3 protein-coding genes and 1 pseudogene are annotated in these 20,414 nt (G+C 75.5%); 2 read left to right on the top strand and 2 right to left on the bottom strand.

All coding sequences use genetic code 11. The features are described from left to right. Positions 1-77: 77 nt before the first annotated feature. Together ACLJPY_RS02045 and ACLJPY_RS02040 are read left to right on the top strand one after the other, a co-directional pair. Positions 78-158: pseudogene (locus ACLJPY_RS02045) on the top strand (polyketide synthase docking domain-containing protein); the annotation flags it as partial. Then, on the top strand, positions 132-16,220 hold the full coding sequence (locus ACLJPY_RS02040) for an SDR family NAD(P)-dependent oxidoreductase (RefSeq protein ID WP_410586441.1): 16,089 nt from the start codon (positions 132-134) through the stop codon (positions 16,218-16,220). The pseudogene ACLJPY_RS02045 and the gene ACLJPY_RS02040, both read left to right, overlap by 27 nt. Before the next feature lie 421 nt (positions 16,221-16,641). Here the strand turns inward: ACLJPY_RS02040 and ACLJPY_RS02035 are convergent, their stop codons facing one another. Both ACLJPY_RS02035 and ACLJPY_RS02030 read right to left on the bottom strand, forming a co-directional pair. Next, the gene (locus ACLJPY_RS02035) at positions 16,642-18,525 is read right to left on the bottom strand and encodes an ABC transporter ATP-binding protein (protein ID WP_410586241.1); all 1,884 of its coding nucleotides are present in this window, start codon (positions 18,523-18,525) and stop codon (positions 16,642-16,644) included. Beyond that, positions 18,522-20,348, bottom strand: a complete 1,827-nt coding sequence (locus ACLJPY_RS02030; protein WP_410586240.1) for an ABC transporter ATP-binding protein — start codon at positions 20,346-20,348, stop codon at positions 18,522-18,524. Before ACLJPY_RS02030 ends, ACLJPY_RS02035 begins: the two co-directional genes overlap by 4 nt. Between the last annotated feature and the right edge of the window lie 66 nt (positions 20,349-20,414).

Here is a 20,414-nt window from a genome sequence, read left to right as displayed (position 1 = left end):
CCACGGGCGGTTTCGCGTTCACCGGTGCGCCCGGAGAATTAGCAGCTTCCTGGTTGCCGGCAGGCAACTCTGGACCCATGACGAGCAACGAGGACAAGCTCCGTGACTACCTCAAGCTGGTCACCAACGACCTGCGGCAGGCCCGGCAACGGCTGAAGGCCGCCGAGGCCCGCGACCACGAACCCATCGCCGTGGTCGGCATGGCCTGCCGGTACGCGGGTGGCATCGACTCGCCGGAGGACCTCTGGCGGGCCCTCGACGCCGGCGAGGACACCATCGGGCCGTTCCCCGCCGATCGCGGCTGGGACGTCGAAGGCCTGTACCACCCGGATCCCGACCACCCCGGCACCACCTACGTGCGCGAGGGCGGCTTCCTGCGCGAGGCCGCCGGGTTCGACGCGGGCTTCTTCGGCATCTCGCCGCGCGAGGCACTGGCCATGGATCCGCAGCAGCGGCTCCTGCTCGAGGTCGCCTGGGAGGCCGTCGAACGGGCCGGGATCGACCCGGCCGACCTGCACGGCACCGACACCGGCACGTTCGTCGGCGCCGTGCACCTCAACTACGGCACCGGGATCCCGCTGCCGCCGGAGGCCGAAGGCCACCGGCTGACCGGAACCACCTCGAGCGTGATCTCCGGCCGGGTGGCTTACCTGCTCGGCCTGCAGGGCCCCGCCGTCACGGTCGACACCGCGTGCTCGTCGTCGCTGGTCGCCCTGCACCTGGCCGCCCAGGCCCTGCGCGGTGGCGAGTGCTCGCTGGCGCTGGCCGCCGGGGTCACCGTCATGCCCAACCCGGCCGTGTTCGTCGAGTTCTCCCGGCAGCGCGGCATGTCCCCGGACGCCCGGTGCAAGGCCTTCGCCGACGCTGCCGACGGCATGGTGTGGGGCGAGGGGGTCGGCGTGCTGCTGGTCGAGCGGCTCTCCGACGCCGTCCGCCACGGCCACCAGGTGCTCGGGCTGGTCCGCGGCTCCGCGGTCAACTCCGACGGCGCCTCCAGCGGCCTCACCGCCCCCAACGGCCCCTCCCAGCAACGGGTCATCCAGGCGGCGCTGGAAAACGCCCGGGTCGCCGCGGACACCGTGGACGCGGTCGAGGGCCACGGGACCGGCACCACCCTCGGCGACCCCATCGAAGCCCAGGCCCTGCTGGCCACCTACGGACGGCAGCGCCCGGCCGGACGGCCGCTGCTGCTCGGCTCGGTCAAGTCGAACATCGGCCACACCCAGGCCGCCGCCGGCGTGGCGGGCGTGATCAAGATGCTGCTGGCCATGCGGCACGGTCGGGTGCCGCGCACGCTGCACGTGGACCGGCCCTCGACCCAGGTGGACTGGTCCTCCGGCGCGGTGCAGGTGCTGTCCGAGGCGGTCCCGTGGCCGGAGTCCGACCACCGGCGCCGCGCCGGGGTGTCGTCCTTCGGCATCAGCGGCACCAACGCCCACATCATCCTGGAGCAGGCCCCGGAGCCCGAGGACATCCCGGAGCCCGTGCGGATCGCGCCGCCGGTCGTCCCGTGGCTGCTGTCCGCCCGCAGCCCGGAAGCGTTGCGCGCGCAGGCGGCCCGGCTCGCCGAAGACGCCGCCGGTTCCGACCTGGACCTCGCCTTCTCCCTGGCCACCACCCGGACCGCGTTCGAACACCGGGTCGCGGTGCTCGGCCCGGACCGCGCCGCCGCCCTGCGCGCGCTGGCCGGCGGCGAACCCGATCCGGCCGTGCTGAGCGGGACCGCACTGGCCGGCCGGACGGCGTTCCTGTTCTCCGGACAGGGATCGCAGCGGCTGGGCATGGGCCGGGAGCTGCACGCGCGGTTCCCCGTGTTCGCCGAGGCCTTCGACGAGGTGGCCGCGGAACTCGACCGGCACGCCGGCCGTCCGCTGCGCGAGATCGTCTGGGGCGAGGACGCGGCCGCGCTGGAGGACACCGGCGCGGCCCAGCCCGCCCTGTTCGCCCTGCAGGTCGCGCTGTACCGGCTGGCGGAATCCTGGGGCCTGCGGCCGGACTTCCTGGCCGGCCACTCCATCGGCGAAATCGCCGCCGCCCACGTGGCCGGCGTCCTCGACCTGGCCGACGCCGCCACCCTGGTTTCGGCCCGGGCCCGCCTGATGGCCGCGTTGCCGGCCGGGGGCGCGATGCTCGCGGTCCGCGCGACCGAGGAGACGGTCGCCCCGCTGCTGTCCGGCCGGTTGTCGGTGGCCGCGGTCAACGGGCCCGCGTCGGTGGTGCTCTCCGGCGCCGAAGACGCGGTCGCCGAAGCGGAGAAAACCCTGTCGGCACAGGAAATCCGGGTGAAACGGCTGCGGGTGAGCCACGCCTTCCACTCGCCGCTGATGGCGCCGATGCTGGACAGCTTCGCCGAAGCCGTGGCGGGGCTGCGGTTCGGCGAACCCACGCTGCCCCTGGTGTCCACCCTGACCGGGGCACCGGCGGCCGCGGCCGACCTGCGCAGCGCGGACTACTGGGTGCGGCACGTCCGGGAAGCCGTCCGCTTCGCCGACGCGGTCCGCGTCCTGCACGAGGCCGGGGTGACCCGGTTCGTCGAGCTCGGGCCGGCCGGAGTGCTGGCCGCGGCGGTCGCGGACTGCCTGCCGGACGGCGACGGCCACACGGCGGTTCCGCTGCTGCGCAAGGACCGGCCGGAACCGGAGGCCGCCGGCGCCGCGCTGGCCGCCCTGCACGTGCGAGGTGTGCCGGTGGACTGGCGAGCCTGGTTCGCCGGGTCCGGCGCGCGCCCGGTCCCGCTGCCCACCTACGCCTTCCAGCACCAGCGCTTCTGGCCGGAGAAACCGGCGGGCGGCGTCGGCGACCTGGGGGCGGCCGGGCTGGACCGGACCGGGCACCCGCTGCTCGGCGCGGCCGTGGTGCTGGCCGACGACTCCGGCGCCGTCTTCACCGGGCGGCTGTCCGTGCGCACCCACCCCTGGCTGGCCGACCACGTGGCCGGCGACCGGATCGTGTTCCCCGGCACGGGTTTCGTCGAACTGGCCGTGCGCGCCGCCGACGAGGTGGGCCGGAACCGGGTGGCCGAGCTGACCCTGGCCGCGCCGCTGGTGCTGCCCGCGCACGACGCGGTGCAGGTGCAGGTCGTGGTGGCCGCGGCCGAGGACGGCGACAGCCACACGCTCACCGTGCACTCGCGCCCCGACGGCGATCCGGACACCCCCTGGACTCCGCACGCCACCGGCGTGCTGACCTCCGAAGCGTCCGAAGTGGACACCAGTTTCGCGGAGGCTTGGCCGCCGCCGGGCGCGCAGCCCTGCGAACTCGCGGGCTTCTACGACTGGTTCGCCGACCACGGATTCCACTACGGCCCGGTGTTCCGGGGCGTGCGGGCCGCCTGGCAGGACGGCGACACGGTGTACGCGGAAATCGCGTTGCCCGAAGACGTCGAGCCGGCCGGCTTCGGCCTGCACCCGGCCCTGCTGGACGGGGCCGTGCAGGCCCCCGGCGTGGCGCAGCGGGGCGGCGGGATGGCGGCCAGCATGCCGTTCGCCTGGAGCGGCGTCACCCTGCACGCAGCGGGTGCGTCCGAGCTGCGCGTGCGGGTCACCCGGCCCGAGCCGCGCACGATGGCGATCCTGGCCGCCGACCCGGCCGGTGCGCCGGTCGTCTCGGTGGATTCGCTCGTGCTGCGGGAGATTCCCGGCGAAACGCCGGGGGCCGACCGCAACTCCCTGTTCGGCCTGACCTGGACCCCGGTGGACCTGCCGGCGGCCGGTCCCGGTCCCGCCGTCGTCGAGCTGATCGGCGAGGAGGGCCCCGACGCGGTGCGGGCCCTGGTCGCGCGGGCGCTGGCCGCCGCGCAGGACTGGCTGGCCGCCGAAGCACCCGAAGGACCGCTGGTGTTCCGCACCCGCGGCGCGGTGGACGGCCGCGACCTGGCCGCCGCCGCGGTCTGGGGCCTGATCCGCACCGCCCAGACCGAGCACCCCGGCCGCTTCGTCCTGCTCGACCTGGATCCCGACGTCGCGGGCGATCCCGCCGAGCTGACCGCCCGGGCCGCCGCCGGCGACGAACCGCAGCTGGCCGTGCGGGACGGCCGGCCCTGCGCGGCCCGCCTCGACCGGCTGCCCCCGCCGTCGCGGACCGCCCCGGTCGAGGGCCCGGTGCTGATCACCGGGGGCACCACCGGGCTCGGCGCGGAACTGGCCCGCCACCTGGTCACCGCGCACGGCGTCCGGCGGCTGGTGCTGGCCGGCCGCCGCGGCCCGGACACCCCGGGCGTGGCGGAGCTGATCGCCGAGCTGGCGGCCACCGATGCCCCCGAGCCGGTCACGGTCTCCGCGGTGACCTGCGACGTCACCGACCGGGAGGCCGTGCGGGCGGTGCTGGCCGAGCACGCCCCGGCCACCGTTGTGCACGCCGCCGGCGTGCTGGACGACGGCGTGCTGACCACGCTGACCGCCGAGCAGCTGGACCGGGTGCTGCGGGTCAAGGTGGACGCCGCCTGGCACCTGCACGAGGCCCTGCCCGAGACGACGCCGCTGGTGCTGTTCTCTTCCGTCGCCGGTGTCTTCGGCGGCGCCGGACAGGGCAACTACGCCGCGGGCAACGCCTACCTCGACGCCCTCGCGCGGCACCGGCACGCCCTCGGCCGGCCCGGCGCCGCACTGGCGTGGGGCGCCTGGGTACCCACGGCCGGGATGACGGCCACTCTCACCGACGCCGACCGCGAGCGGCTGGCCCGGCAGGGGCTGCCGCCGATGACCGTGGCGCAGGGCCTGGCCCTGTTCGACGCCGCACTGGGCACCGGCGCGCCGGTGGTGCTGCCGGCCCGGCTGGACCTGGCCGCGATCCGGGCGGCCGGCACCGTGCCGCCGCTGCTGCGCGGCCTGGTGCGCCCCGGACGGCGGACGGCAGGCCGGGCGGCGGCCGGGGGAGAGCTGGCCCGGCGGCTGGCCGGGATGTCCGCCGACGAGCGTTCCGCACACGTGCTGCGGCTGGTCCGCGGCGCGGTCGCGACCGTGCTCGGCTACGCCGGAGCGGCCGCGGTCGACCCCGCCCGCACCTTCGGCGACCTCGGCTTCGACTCGCTGACCGCGGTCGACCTGCGCAACCGGCTGGGCGCCGCGACCGGCGTCCGGCTGCCCGCCACCCTGGTCTTCGACCACCCCACGGCGCACGCCCTGAGCGGCTACCTGCTCTCCGAGCTACTGGACTCGGGCCCGGTCACCGCCGTCCCGGCGCGGACCGCGGCGAGCACCGAAGAGCCGATCGCCATCGTCGGCATGAGCTGCCGCTACCCCGGCGGGGTGGCCTCCCCGGAAGACCTGTGGCGGCTGGTCAGCGAAGGCGTCGACGCGATCTCCGACTTCCCGGCCGACCGCGGCTGGGACACCGCCGCGCTCTACCACCCGGACCCGGCCCACCCCGGCACCAGCTACACCCGCTCCGGCGGCTTCCTGCGCGACGCCGGGGCGTTCGACGCGGCCCTGTTCCGGATGAGCCCCCGCGAGGCGCTCGCCACCGACGCCCAGCAGCGGCTGCTGCTGGAGGCGTCCTGGGAGGCGTTCGAGCGAGCCGGCATCGACCCGACGTCGCTGCACGGCAGCCGCACCGGCGTGTTCGCCGGCGTCATGTACAACGACTATTCCAGCCTGCTGGGCGGCCGCGGCTTCGAGGGCTTCCGCGGCAACGGCAGCTCACCGAGTATCGCCTCCGGCCGGGTCGCCTATGCGTTCGGCCTGGAGGGCCCGGCCCTGACCGTCGACACGGCGTGCTCGTCCTCGCTGGTGGCCCTGCACCTGGCCGTGCAGGCGCTGCGCACCGGCGAATGCTCGCTGGCGCTGGCCGGCGGGGTCACCGTGCTGTCCACCCCGCACGTGTTCGTCGAGTTCTCCCGCCAGCGCGGCATGGCCCCGGACGGCCGCTGCAAGGCCTACGGCGACGGCGCGGACGGCGTCGGCTGGGCCGAGGGCGTCGGCGTGCTCGTGGTGGAGCGCCTGTCGGACGCCCGCCGCCACGGCCACCCGGTGCTCGCGCTGGTCCGCGGCAGCGCGGTCAACTCCGACGGCGCGTCCAACGGCCTCACCGCCCCCAACGGCCCCTCTCAGCAGCGGGTGATCGCCGACGCACTGGCGGCCGCCGGTCTGTCCACATCGGACATCGACGTGGTGGAGGGGCACGGGACTGGAACGACGCTGGGCGACCCGATCGAGGCCCAGGCCCTGCTGGCCACCTACGGCCAGGACCGCGAGACGCCGCTGTTGCTCGGGTCGGTCAAGTCCAACATCGGCCACACGCAGGCCGCCGCCGGCGTCGCCGGGATCATCAAGGTGGTCCAGTCGATGCGGCACGGCGTGGTCCCGCGAACCCTGCACGCCGAGTCACCTTCGTCCCATGTGGACTGGTCGGCCGGCGCGGTCCGGGTGCTCACCGAGGCCGTCGCGTGGCCGGAAACCGGGCGCCCGCGTCGGGCCGGTGTGTCCAGTTTCGGTGTCAGCGGGACCAATGTGCACACGATCATCGAGCAGGCGCCGCCCGAGCTCGCTGCTGTGGTGGCCGCGCCCGCTGCTGTGGTGGCCGAGTCGGCTGCTGTGGTGGCCGCGCCTGCTGCTGTGGTGGCCGAGTCCGTTGCTGCGCCGTCCGATCTCGCCGGTCCGGTGGCCGAGCCCGCTGCTGTGGTGGCCGCGCCCGCTGCCGCGGTGGTCGAGTCTGTTGCTGCGCCAGCCGATCTCGCTGGTCCGGTGGCCGAGTCGGCTGCTGCGGTGACCGAGTCGGCCGCTGCGCCGCTCGAGGCCGCCGGTCCGGTGGCCGAGCCCGCTGCTGCGCCGCCCGCGCCCGCGGCGCCCGCGGGGCCGGTGCCGTGGGTGCTCTCGGCCCGTTCCGCGGCGGCCCTGCGCGGCCAGGCCGCCCGCCTGGCCGAGATGGCCGAGGTCGCCGGAGCCGACCCGCTCGACGTCGGCCACTCCCTGTTCACCTCCCGGGCCACGCTGGAACACCGGGCCGTCGTCCTCGGCGCCGGCACCGCCGAACTCACCGCCGGGCTGCGCGCCCTCGCCGCGGGGGAACCGGCCGCCCGCACCGTCACCGGTACCGCCGGCGGCGGCAGCACCGTGTTCGCCTTCCCCGGTCAGGGTGCCTACTGGGCCGGGATGGCGGCCGAGCTCCTGGACACCTCGCCGGTGTTCGCCGCGAGCATGCGGCGCTGCGCCGAGGCGCTGGCCCCGCACGTCGACTGGTCGCTGGCCGCGGTGCTGCGCGAAGCGGACAGCCTGGACCGGCTCGACGTGGCCCAGCCCGCGCTGTGGGCCGTGATGGTCTCGCTGGCCGAGGTCTGGCGCGCCCACGGCGTGCGCCCGGCCGCGGTCTTCGGCCACTCGCAGGGCGAGGTGGCCGCGGCCTGCGTCGCCGGCGCACTGTCCCTTGAGGACGGTGCCAGGGTGGTCACCCTGCGCAGCAAGCTGATCGCCGAGGAGCTGTACCGCCGCGGTGGCATGGTCTCGGTGCCGCTGCCGCACGAGGACGTGCTCGAGCGGCTGGACCGCTGGGCCGGCCGGCTGTCGGTGGCCGCGGTGAACGCGCCCGGCTCGGTCGTCGTCTCCGGCGAGTACGCGGCGTTGGACGAGCTCACCGAAACCCTGGCCGCCGACGGGATCCAAGCCAAGAAGGTGGCCGGCGACTTCCCCTCCCACTCGGCCCAGGTCGAGCGGGTTCGCGAACGGATGCTGGCCGGCCTGGCCGGTCTGGCACCGCGCGCCGCGGAGGTGCCGTTCCTGTCCACCGTGACCGGCGACTGGTGCGACACCACCACGATGGGCCCGCAGTACTGGTACGACAACATGCGCGAGACCGTGCGGATGACCGACGCCGTCCGGGCGCTGGCCGACGCCGGGCACGAGCTGTTCGTCGAGGTCAGCCCGCACCCGGTGCTGGTGGCCGGCATCCGCGAGACGGCGGGCGTGGCGGCCGCGGCGATCGGCACCCTGCGCCGCGGCGAGGGTGGTCCGGATCGGCTGGCCCGCGCGCTGGCCGAGGCCCACGTGCACGGCGCCGCCGTGGACTGGACCCCCTGGTACCCGGGTGGCCGCCGGATCGACCTGCCCACCTACGCCTTCGAGCACCGCACCTACTGGCCGGCGCCGAGCCCCGCCCGCTCCGACAGCGGCCTCACCGAGGTCGAGCACCCGCTGCTCACCGGCGCGGTCGAGGCGGCCGGGGGCGAACTGCTGTTCACCGGCCGCATCGGCACCGCGACCCAGCCCTGGCTGGCCGACCACGTGGTCTTCGGCCGGACCCTGTTCCCCGGAACCGGATTCGTCGAGCTGGCCATCCGCGCCGGCGACGAGGCCGGCTGCGGCCGGATCGAGGAACTCACCCTGGCCGCGCCGCTGGTGCTCGCCGACGACGAGGCGGTGCGGATCCAGGTCGCGCTGGGCGCTGCGGACGAGGCCGGCCGCCGCACGGTCGGCGTGTTCTCCCGCCCGGCCGGCGAGCCGGACGCACCCTGGACCCGGCACGCCACCGGCACGCTGACCCCGGACGCCGAACCGGCCGACCCGGGCTTCGACGCCACCGACTGGCCGCCCCGCGGCGCGGAGCCGGTCGCCGTCACCGACCTGTACCGGATCCTCGCCGACCAGGGCCTCGCCTACGGGCCGCTGTTCCGCGGCCTGCGAGCGGGCTGGCGCCGCGGCGGCGACCTCTACGCCGAGGTAGCCCTGCCGGAGACCGCCGAAGGTGACCAGGCGGACGCGGGCTTCGGCCTGCACCCTGCCCTGTTCGACGCCGCCCTGCACGGCCTCGCGCTGGCCGGGCCGGGGGAGAGCCGGGTGCCGTACTCGTGGGAAGACGTCCGGTTCTCCGCCGCGGGCGCCACCGCGCTGCGGGTCCGGCTGCGCCCGGACGGTCCCGACACCGTGGCGCTGGCCCTGGCCGACCCGGCCGGAACCCCGGTCGCCTCGGTGGCCGCGCTGCGGGTCCGCGCCGTTTCCGTCGACGATTTGGCCGAAACCGGCTCGGCCGACAGCCTGTTCGGCGTGGACTGGACCCCGGTCACCCCGGACGGGCCGGAGGTGGACGTGGTCGCCGTGGTGGGTGATCCGGTGCCTGGCCTCGACGTGCCCGCTTACCCCGATCTGGCTGCGGTGCGCGAGCGCGGCGGTCGCGGGGTGGGCAGGGCTCAGGACGGGCCGTCGGTGGATATCCCCGCCGACACCGACCCGGCTGTGGTGCGCGAGCACGGCGGCACCGGGGTGGGCGTTGACCCGGACGGCACGGCGGCAGACTCTGTCACCGTGCTGGGTGCCCCGGTGCCCGGCCTCGACGTGCCCACCCACACCGATCCGGCCGCGGCGCCCACCCTCACCGATCTGGCTGCCGTTCGCGAGCACGGCGGCACCGGGGTGGGCCTGGTTCCGGACGGGACGGCGGCGGACGTCCCCACCGACACCGACCCGGCCGCGGTGCGCGAACACCTCACCGGCGTGGTGCTGGTGCCCCTCACCCCCGGCAACACCCCGGCGGCCGCACACGCACGCGCCGCCGAAACCCTGGCCCTCCTGCAGGACTGGCTGGCCGAACCGCCGCCCGCGCGCCTGGTCTTCCTCGCCGGGGACGATCTGGCGTCGGCTACGGCGAGCGGTCTGATCCGCTCGGCCCAGTCCGAACACCCCGGAACCATCGGCCTGATCGAGGTCGCCGCCGGCGCCGACCTTCCCGCCCTGCTGCCGCAGGCACTGCGCAGCACCGAGCCCCGGCTGCGGCTGGCCGGCGGGCGGGTGCTGGCCGCCCGCCTCGGCCGGCGCACTCCGGGCGAGGCCGCGCCCGGCTGGAACCCGGACGGCACGGTGCTGATCACCGGCGGCACCGGCGGCCTCGGCACCGTGCTGGCCCGGCACCTGGCCGAGCGGCACGGCGTCCGGCGCCTGGTGCTGGCCGGCCGGCGCGGCCCGGCCGCCGAGGGCGCCGCCGAGCTGGTGGCCCAACTCGGCGCGGACGCCCGGGTGGTCGCCTGCGACCTCGCCGACGGCCCCGCCGTGCACGCTCTGGTCAGCGAGCTGGCCGCCGACCCGGAACACCCGCTCACCGCCGTCGTGCACGCCGCCGGCGTCCTGGACGACGGCGTGCTGACCACGCTCACGCCGGACCGGCTGGCCGCGGTGCTGCGCCCCAAGGCCGACGCCGCCTGGCACCTGCACGAGGCCACCCGGAACCTCGACCTGGCCGCGTTCGTGCTGTTCTCCTCGGCCGCGAGCGTGTTCGGCTCGGCCGGGCAGGGCGCCTACGCCGCCGGCAACGCCTTCCTGGACGCCTTGGCCGAGCACCGCCGGGCGCAGGGCCTGCCCGCCCACTCGCTGGGCTGGGGCGCCTGGGCGCCGCAAACCGGGATGACCGCCGCTCTCACCGACGCCGACCGCGAGCGCATGGCCCGGCTCGGCCTGCCGCCGCTCACCGTCGAGCAGGGCACCGCCCTCTTCGACGCCGCGCTGGCCGTGGACGCCGCCGCCGTGCTGCCGGTGCGGCTGGACCTGCCGGTGATCCGGGCCAGGGGCGACATCCCGCCGTTGCTGCGCGGGCTGATCCGCGCCCCGCGCCGCCGCGCCCTGGCCGTCGCGGCGGAGGACGGCCTGGACCGCCGGCTGGCCGGACTGCCCGCCGTCGACGCGGCCGAGGAGGTCGGCGCGCTGGTGCGGCGAGCCGTCGCCGCCGTGCTGGGCCACGACAGCCCGGACGCCGTGGAGCCGGACCGCTCGTTCGGCGATCTGGGCTTCGACTCGCTCACCGCGGTCGAGCTGCGCAACCAGCTCGGTGCGGCCACCGGCCTGCGGCTGCCGGCCACGCTGATCTTCGACTACCCGTCCGCGGCCGCGCTGGCCGGTCACCTGCTGGCCGAACTCGGTGGCGGCGGTCCGGCCGCGGTCGTCGTGGAATCCGTGCGCGGCACCGACGCCGACGACCCGATCGTGATCGTCGGCATGGGCTGCCGCTACCCCGGCGGGGTCGGCTCCCCGGAGGACCTGTGGCGGCTGGTGGCCGGGGAAACCGACGCGATCACCGGCTTCCCGGCCGATCGCGGCTGGGACCTCGACGCGCTCTACCACCCCGACCGCGAGCACCCCGGCACGTCCTACACCCGCTCCGGCGGCTTCCTGCACCAGGCCGCGGAGTTCGACGCGGAGTTCTTCGGCATGAGCCGTCGCGAAGCCCTCGCCACCGACGCCCAGCAGCGGCTGCTGCTGGAGGTGTCCTGGGAGGCGCTCGAACGGGCCGGGGTGGACCCGGCCGGGCTGCGCGGCAGCCGGACCGGCGTGTTCACCGGCATCATGTACAGCGACTACGCGGGCCTGCTGGACGGGACCGAGTTCGAAGGGTTCCGCGGCAACGGCAGCGCGGCCAGCGTCGCCTCCGGCCGGGTGGCCTACGTCTTCGGCCTGGAGGGCCCGGCGGTCACCGTGGACACCGCCTGCTCCTCCTCGCTGGTGGCCCTGCACTGGGCCGCGCAGGCCCTGCGCGCCGGCGAGTGCTCGCTGGCGCTGGCCGGCGGGGCCACCGTGATGTCCCGGCCGAGCACCTTCGTCGAGTTCTCCCGCCAGGGCGGCCTCGCCCCGGACGGCCGCTGCAAGTCCTTCGCCGACGGCGCGGACGGCGTCGGCTGGGCCGAAGGCGTCGGCATGCTGGTGCTGGAGCGCCGCTCCGACGCCGAGCGCAACGGGCACCCGGTGCTGGCCGTGCTGCGCGGCTCCGCGGTCAACTCCGACGGGGCGTCCAACGGGCTCACCGCCCCGAACGGTCCGTCGCAGCAGCGGGTGATCCGCCAGGCGCTCGCGTCGGCCGGACTGTCCACATCGGACGTCGACGTCGTCGAAGGCCACGGCACCGGCACCACGCTGGGGGATCCGATCGAGGCGCAGGCGCTGCTGGCGACCTACGGCGAGGACCGCGAGACCCCGTTGCTGCTGGGGTCGATCAAGTCCAACATCGGGCACGCCCAGGCGGCCGCGGGGGTCGCCGGGGTGATCAAGGTGGTGACCGCGATGCAGCACGGCGTGGTCCCGCGCACCCTGCACGTCACCGAGCCCTCCAGCCAGGTCGACTGGGCCGGGGGCGCGGTCGACCTGGTGCGGGAAGCGGTGGCCTGGCCCGAGACCGGCCGGCCGCGCCGGGCGGCGGTCTCTGCCTTCGGGATCAGCGGCACCAACGCGCACGCCATCCTGGAAGCACCCGCTCCCGTTCCCGACCGGCCCGCACCGGTGGAATCCGGGCTCGTGCCGCTGGTGCTCTCGGCCAAGTCCGAGACCGCCCTGCGGGCGCAGGCCGCTCGCCTGCGCACCCACCTGCGCACCGCCGGACCGGGGCTGGCCGGGGTCGGCCTGGCGCTGGCCACCACCCGCTCGCGGTTCCGGCACCGCGCCACCGTGCTGGCCGCCGACCGGGCCGAAGCCGTCCGCGCCCTGGGCGCGCTGGCCGCGGGCGAACCCGACGCCGCCGTGGTGCGCTCCGGGACGGCCGAGGGCCGCACCGCGTTCCTGTTCTCCGGCCAGGGCGCGCAGCGCCTGGGCATGGGCCGCGAGCTGCACGCCCGCTTCCCGGTGTTCGCCGCCGCCTTCGACGAGGTGGTGGCCGAGCTCGACCGGCACCTCGACGGCCGGCTCACCGAGGTCGTCTGGGGCACGGACGCCGAGCTGCTGGACCGGACCGGCTGGACCCAGCCCGCGCTGTTCGCGGTCGAAGTCGCCCTCTACCGGCTGGTGGTGTCCTGGGGCATCACCCCGCACCACCTGGCCGGGCACTCCGTCGGCGAGATCGCCGCCGCGCACGTGGCCGGGATGTTCACCCTGCCCGACGCCTGCCGGCTGGTGGCCGCCCGGGCCCGGCTGATGCAGGCGCTGCCCGCCGGGGGCGCGATGGTGTCGGTCCGGGCCACCGAGGACGAGGTCACGCCGCTGCTGTCCGGGCCGGTCGACATCGCCGCGTACAACGCGCCCGGCACGGTCGTGCTGGCCGGCGCCGAAGCGGCCGTGCTGGCCGTCGCCGCCCGGCTGGCCGAGCGAGGGCACAAGACCAAGCGGCTGGCGGTTTCGCACGCATTCCACTCCGCGCTGATGGAGCCGATGCTGGCCGCCTTCGCCGCGGAGATCGACGGCATCACCATCGCCGAGCCGGGCATTCCCCTGGTGTGCAACGAAACCGGGTCACTGACCGACACGGCCCGGATGCGCGAACCCGGCTACTGGGTCGACCACGTGCGCCGTCCGGTGCGGTTCGCCGGCTCGGTCGCCGCGCTGCGCGCCGCCGGCGCCGGGATCTTCCTGGAGATCGGCCCGGACGCCGTGCTCGCCGCACTGGCCACCGAGTGCCTCGACGAGCCGGCCGCCCTGGTGCTGCCGCTGCAACGCGCCGGTCAGGACGAGGTCACCGCCGCGCTGACCGCGCTGGCCCGCCTGCACCAGGCCGGGGCGACCGTGGACTGGCCGGCGTTGTTCCCCGGCGCGCGCCCGGCCGAGCTGCCCACCTACGCCTTCCAGCACGAGCACTACTGGCCGCCGGTGACCGGCCGGCGCGGCGACGTCACCGCCGCCGGCCTCAGCACCGCCGGGCACCCGCTGCTGGGCGCGGCCGCCCGCTTCGCCGAGGACGACGGGGTGCTGTTCACCGGCAGGCTGTCCGTCGGCACCCACCCGTGGCTCGCCGACCACGCCGTCTTCGGCCGGATCCTGGTGCCCGGCGCCGTGTTCGTCGAGCTGGCGCTGCGCGCCGGCCAGGACTGCGGCTGCGCCGAGGTGGCGGAGCTGGTCCTGGGCGCGCCGCTGGTGCTGCCCGAACAGGGGGCGGTCCAGGTGCAGCTGCGGGCCGGCCCGGCCGGGGAGGCGGGCGTCCGCACCGTCACCGTGCACGCCCGCCCGGACACCGGCGACGCGGCCTGGACCCAACACGCGACCGGCACCCTGCTGCCGGGCGACCCGTTGACCAACAACGGGTTCGCGGTGGGGGAGTGGCCGCCGCCGGGCGCGGTGGAGGTGCCGGTCGCGGACTGCTACCCGGCCTTCGCCGAAGCCGGTTTCGGCTACGGACCCGCGTTCCGGAACCTGCGTCGCGTCTGGCGGCGCGACGGCGAGGTGTTCGCCGAGGTCGCGCCGCAGGAGACCGGTGCCGAGCTGCGGCCCGCGGACTACGGCCTGCACCCCGCCCTGCTGGACGCCGCCCTGCACGCCTCGATGCTCACCGGCGCGGACGAAGCCGTCCGGTTGCCGTTCTCCTGGGAGGGTGTGCGGCTGCACGCCGCCGGGGCCGGCGCTCTGCGCGTCCGCCTCACCCGCGACGAGCAGGACGGGACGATGTCCCTCGCGCTGGCCGACCCGGCCGGCGGCCCGGTCGCCGACATCCGCGCCCTGCGTGTCCGGGCGCTGGCCGCCGAGGCACTGGCCGGCTCCGGCCCGACCCCGCGTGATGCGCTGTTCCGGCTCGACTGGCCGTCCGTACCCGCCGGCACCACCGCGCCCGGCTCGGTCGCCGTGCTCGGCGCCGACCCCTTCGGCCTGGCGGAAACGCTGACCGCCCAAGGGGTTCCCGTGACCACCCACTCCGACCTGGCCGCACTGGCCACCGACGAGACCGCCTTCCCGGACCTGGTACTGGCCACCGCCGTCACCGATGACCCGGCCGCCGTGCACGAGCGGACCGCGGCCACCCTCGCCCTGGTGCGGGACTGGCTGGCGCTGGACCGGCTCGACGGGGCCCGGCTCGTCCTGGTCACCCGGCACGCCGCCAGCGGGGGCGACCCGGCCGCGGCCGCGTCCTGGGGGCTGGTCCGCACCGCCCAGTCCGAACAGCCCGGCCGGTTCCGGCTGCTCGACCTGGACGGCCCCGCGCCGGCCACCCTGGCCGACGCCCTCGCGACCGACGAGCCGCAACTGGCCCTGCGCGACGGCGAGCTGCGGGCCGCCCGGCTGGCCCGCGCGGACGTCCCCGCGACCGCCGGTTCGCCGTGGGACCCGACCGGAACCGTGCTGATCACCGGCGGGACCGGGGGGCTCGGCGGCATCCTGGCCCGGCACCTGGTCACCGAGCACGGCGTCCGCAAGCTGCTGCTGCTCAGCCGCCGCGGCCCGGCCGCCGAGGGCGCGGCCGGTCTGGTGGCCGACCTCACCGCGGCCGGCGCGGAGCCGACCGTGCTGGCCTGCGACGTCGCCGACCGCGCCGCGCTGGCCGCGGTGCTGGCCGAGCACCCGGTCACGGCGGTGCTGCACGCCGCCGGGGTGCTCGACGACGGCACCATCGACACGCTCACCCCCGAGCGCCTGGACACCGTGCTGCGCGTCAAGGCGGACGCCGCCCGGCACCTGCACGAGCTCACCCGGGACCGCGAGCTGACGGCGTTCGTGCTGTTCTCCTCGGTCGCGGGGGTCTTCGGCGGCGCCGGGCAGGGCAATTACGCCGCGGCGAACGCCTACGTCGACGCGCTGGCCGCGCACCGGCACGCGGCCGGGCTGCCGGCCACCGCGCTGGCGTGGGGCCCGTGGGAGCCGGCGGGCGGCATGACGGGCACGCTCGACGCGGCCGGCCTGGACCGGATCCGCCGCTCGGGAGCGATCCCGCTGACGGCCGAGCAGGGCGTCGCGTTGTTCGACGCCGCGCTGGCCCGGCCCGAGCCGCTGCTGGTCCCGGTTTCGCTGGACCTGCCGGGGATCCGCGCCAAGGGCGTGATCCCGCCGCTGTTGCGCGGGTTGGCCGGCCCGCCGGTGCGGCACGCCGCCGGACCGGCGCCGGAACCGGCCGCCCCGCTGCGGGAGACGCTGGCGGGCAAGACCGCCGAGCAACGGTACGAGGTCGTGCTCGAGCTGGTCCGCGGCCAGGCTGCGCTGGTGCTCAGCCACCCGGACCCGGACGGCATCGAGCCGGACCGGCAGTTCCGCGACCTCGGCTTCGACTCGCTGACCGCGGTCGAGTTCCGCAACCGCCTGGGCGCCGCCGCCGACCTGAAACTGCCGGCCTCGCTGGTGTTCGACCGGCCCACCCCGGCCGAGCTGGCCGGCTACCTGCTCGGCCTGCTGGCCCCGGCCGAAGCGGACAGCGCGGAAGCGGTACTGGCCGAGCTGGACCGGCTGCAGGAGCTGCTGGCGGGCCTGGCCGCCGACGAGGTCCTGCACCAGAAGGTCGCCGGCCGCTTGGACGTGCTCAAGACCCGCTGGTCCGGCCGCCAGTCGGACGAAGCCGAGGCTCTCGACTACGACACGGCCTCCGACGACGAGCTGTTCTCCCTGCTGGACCAGCAGCTCGGCCACTGACCACCCGCCTGGCGTCGCGACGGACTCGCTCGCGGCGCCGGGCGGGCTCCAACTACGCAGCCAGCGCGAGGGGTAGGGGCGAGCAGGAAACTCCGGCTCGCGGCGACGGCTGCCGGGCGGTGTGCGGGGAAGGTCCCAACCGGTTGTGGGGTGGGAGGCGGTCACCGAACCGGCGCTCCGGCTCGCGGCGACGGCTGCTGGGCGGTGTGCGGGGAAGGTCCCAACCGGTTGTCGGGTAGGAGGCGGTCACCGAACCGGCGCTCCGGCTCGCGGCGACGGCTGCGGGGCCCTGCGGGCGTGTGCTTACGGAAGCCCCGAGGTCGCGGTCGTGGGCAGAAGGCCGTGACGGGACCGGCGATCCCGGCTCGCGGCAATGGCTGCGAAGGTGCGCCGAAAAGCGCAGCGGGGTGCAGCCGAGAGGTCAGGAAGCCGCGACCGGACCGGCGAACTGGGCCGCGTGCAGCCGGGCGTAGGCGCCCTGGCTCGCCATCAGCTCGAGGTGTGTGCCCCGCTCCACGATGCGGCCCGCGTCCATCACCAGGATCAGGTCCGCGTGGCGGATCGTGGACAGCCGGTGGGCGATCACGAAACTGGTCCGGTTCTCGCGCAGCGACTGCATCGCCCGCTGGACCAGCACCTCGCTGCGGGTGTCGACCGAACTGGTCGCCTCGTCGAGGATCAGGATCGCCGGGTCGGCCAGGAACGCGCGGGTGATGGCGATCAGCTGGCGTTCGCCCGCGCTGATCCCGCCGGTTTCGCCGAGGACCGTTTCGTAGCCGTCCGGCAGGGTGCTCACCAGGTGATCGACCCGGGTCGCCTCGGCTGCGCGGCGGACGTCCGCCGGAGTGGCGTGCGGGTTGCCGTACCTGATGTTTTCCTCGATGGTGCCGTCGAAGAGCCACGTGTCCTGCAGCACCAGCGCGGTCTGCCGGCGCACGTCCTCGCGGGTCATCGTGGCGATGTCCACGCCGTCCAGCCGGATGCGGCCGCCGTCGGGCTCGTAGAAGCGCATCAGCAGGTTGCCCAGCGTCGTCTTGCCCGCTCCGGTCGGACCCACGATCGCCACCGTCTGCCCGGGAAGGACGCTGAAGGACAGGTCGTCGATCAGCGGTGTCTCCGGTTCGTACCGGAAGCTCACGTGCTCGAAGTCGATCCGGCCGCGCAGCCGGGCCGGTGGCCGCGCCGGACGCTCCACAGTGGCCAGTTCGGCCGCGTCCAGCAGCTCGAACACGCGCTTGGCGGAGGCGACGCCGGACTGCAGGTCGCCGGTGATGCTGCCGATCTGGGCGGCCTGGCCGCCGAAGTACGCCGTGTACTGGATGAACGCCTGCACGTCGCCGAGCGAGAGCGCGCCGGCGGCGACGCGCAGTGCGCCGACCACCGCCACCAGGATGTACACCAGGTCGGTGACCAGGTTGGTGCTCGGCTCGATGACGCCGGACAGCGCGTTGGCCTTGCCGGTGGCCCGGCGCACGGCCTCGTTGTGCTCGTCGAAGATCCGCGCGGCCTGCTCCTGCCGGCCGAACACGGTGATCAGGGCGTGCCCGCTGTACATCTCTTCGATGTGCGCGTTCAGCGCGCCGGTGGCGGTCCACTGCTCGACGAACTGCGGCTGCGCCTTCTTGCCGATCCGGGCCGCGACCACCCCCGCCATCGGCAGCACCACCAGCAGCACACAGGCCAGCAGCGGCGAGATGGCGAACATGAGGATGAGCGAGCCGAGCGCGGACATCGTGGCGGTGACCAGCTTGCTCAGCGTGCGCTGCAACGTGTTCTGGATGTTGTCGATGTCGTTGGTGACGCGGCTGAGCAGCTCGCCGCGGGGACGGTCGTCGAAGTAACGCAGGGGCAGCCGGGACAGCTTGGCCATGACGTCGCCGCGCAGCCGCAGCACCACCTTCTGCACCACGGTGGCGGCCAGCCGCTCCTGCACCAGGGAAAAGACCGTGCCCGCGAGGTAGAGCGCCGCGACCGCCGCCAGCAGCAGGCCGATCTTCCGGAAGTCGATGCCCTCGCCGGGCACGACGTCGGCCGCACCGAGCCCGGTGGCCAGCGCGTCCTTGCCTTCGGCGTGCAGCCGGGCGACGGCCTCGTCCCGGCTCGACCCGGCCGGCAGCCCGGCGCTGATCAGGCCACCGAAGATCAGGTTGGTCGCCTTGCCCAGCAGCAACGGCCCGAACACGTTCATCAGGATCGACACGGTTCCGGCGGCGAGGACCAGGGCCGCCTGGCCGCGGTACGGCTCGAGCAGTCCGAACAACCGGCGCGTCGTGCCACGCGGGGCGCCTGCCTCGCCGTTGCTCACACCGCCTCCTGCTTCAGCTCCCGCGCCGGCTCGCTCTGCTGCGAGCCGGCGATCTCCCGGTAGACCTCGTTGTCGCGCAACAGTTCCCGGTGCGTGCCGGAGCCGGCCACCCGGCCCTGGTCCAGCACGACGATGGTGTCCGCGTCCTCGACCAGGCGCACTTCCTGCGCCACGGTCACCACGGCCGAGCCCGCCGTCTCGACGGCGAGCGCCGCCCGCAACCGGGCGCGGGTCGCGTAGTCCAGCGCGGAAAAGCAGTCGTCGAACAGGTAGATCGCCGGTCGCCGCAGCAGGGTGCGCGCGATCGCCAGCCGCTGCCGCTGGCCACCGGAGACCGTGCCGCCGCCCGGCCCGATCGGCGCGGCCAGCCCGCCCGGCATCTTCCGCACGAAGTCGGCGGCCTGCGCGGTCTCCAGCGCGTGCCACAGCTGCGCGTCGGTCGCGTCCGGATCGCCGTACCGCAGGTTCTCGGCCACCGTGCCGGTGAACAGGTACGGAGTCTGCGGCACCAGGCCGACCGTTCCGGCCAGCCGGGCGGGGGCGAGCTGCCGGACGTCCACGCCGTCGATCGTCACCGAGCCGGCGGTCACGTCGGCCAGCCGCAGCACCAGGTTCAGCACGGTGGTCTTGCCGCTGCCGGTGCTGCCGACCAGGGCCGTGGTGCGGCCGGGCTGGGCGGACAGGCTCACGCCGGACAGGAACGCCTCCCGGGCGCCGGGATGGCGGTACTCCACCGCACGCAGCTCCAGGTGGCCGCGGCGGCTCGGGGGAGTGACCGGCCGCGCGGGTGCGGTCAGCTCGGGCTCGGTGCTCAGCACCTCGTGGACGCGTCGCGCCGACACCCGCGCGCGCGGGACGGTCAGGCAGACGTACAACGCGATGACCAGCGCCGTCAGCATCTGCACCTGGTAGCCGAGGAACGCGCTCAGCGCGCCGACCGGCATCCCGCCGCCGGCGATCCGCCGTCCGCCGAACCACACCAGCGCGATCGAGAACACGTTGCTGATCAACACCACGACGGGGAACAGCGTGGCGCCGAGCCGCCCGGCGCGCACCGACGCCGCGAACATGCCGCGGTTGGCCTCGGCGAAGCGCTGCTTCTCGTGGTCGTCCCGGACGAACGCGCGGATCACCCGCACGCCGGAGATCTGTTCGCGCAGGATCCGGTTGAGCCGGTCCAGCGAGGCCTGGATCCGCTCGTACAGCGGGCTCAGCCGGGCCAGCATCACCAGCACCACGAGCGCGGTGACCGGGATCGTCAGCACGGTCAGCACCGACAACGGCGGATCCTGCCGCACCGCCATGACGAGGCTGGTGACGCAGATGATGGGCGCGGTCAGCAGCGAGGTCAGCGTGGAGATCACCAGCGTCTGCAGCTGCTGCACGTCGTTGAGGGTGCGGTTGGTCAGCGACGGCGTGCCGAACCGCGCCACCTGGTACGGGGAAAATCCCTGTACCTTGCGGAAAACGAGGGAGCGCAGGTCGCGGCCGACGTCGGCGGCGGTGTGCGCGGCCATCAGCTCGGCGACGATCGCGGTGGCCAGCTGGGCCACGGAAACGGCGATCATGATGCCGCCCAGCCGCAGGATCGCCCCGGTGTCGCCGGCGACGATGCCCTGGTTCACGATGGCGGCGTTCAGCGTCGGCAGCAGCAGCATGCCGACGGTTTGCGCGAATTGGAGCCCGGCCTGGACCAGGATGCGGCCGCGGTAGGGGCGAAGCCGCTCGCTCAGCAATGCCCGCAGGACCGGTGGCGCCTTCCGGCGCGGGCGCACCCCGCGCTCGTCTCCGTGCTCGCCGGCCGGGTCCGCGTTCTGCGCCATACCGACGGACCCTACGGAGCGGCCGGTAGGGAAGGGCCTAGAGGAAATTCCCGCGGTGGCCGGGGA

The sequence above is a fragment of the Amycolatopsis sp. lyj-23 genome, assembly GCF_046549135.1.
GTDB lineage: Bacteria > Actinomycetota > Actinomycetes > Mycobacteriales > Pseudonocardiaceae > Amycolatopsis.
The sequence above is the reverse complement of the archived record's forward strand: the minus strand, read 5'-3'. Positions and strand labels throughout refer to the sequence as shown.

Excerpts from the sequence above, each read along its gene's own strand:
- ACLJPY_RS02030 (WP_410586240.1), bottom strand. The coding sequence starts at position 20,348 with ATGGCGCAGAACGCGGACCCGGCCGGCGAGCACGGAGACGAGCGCGGG.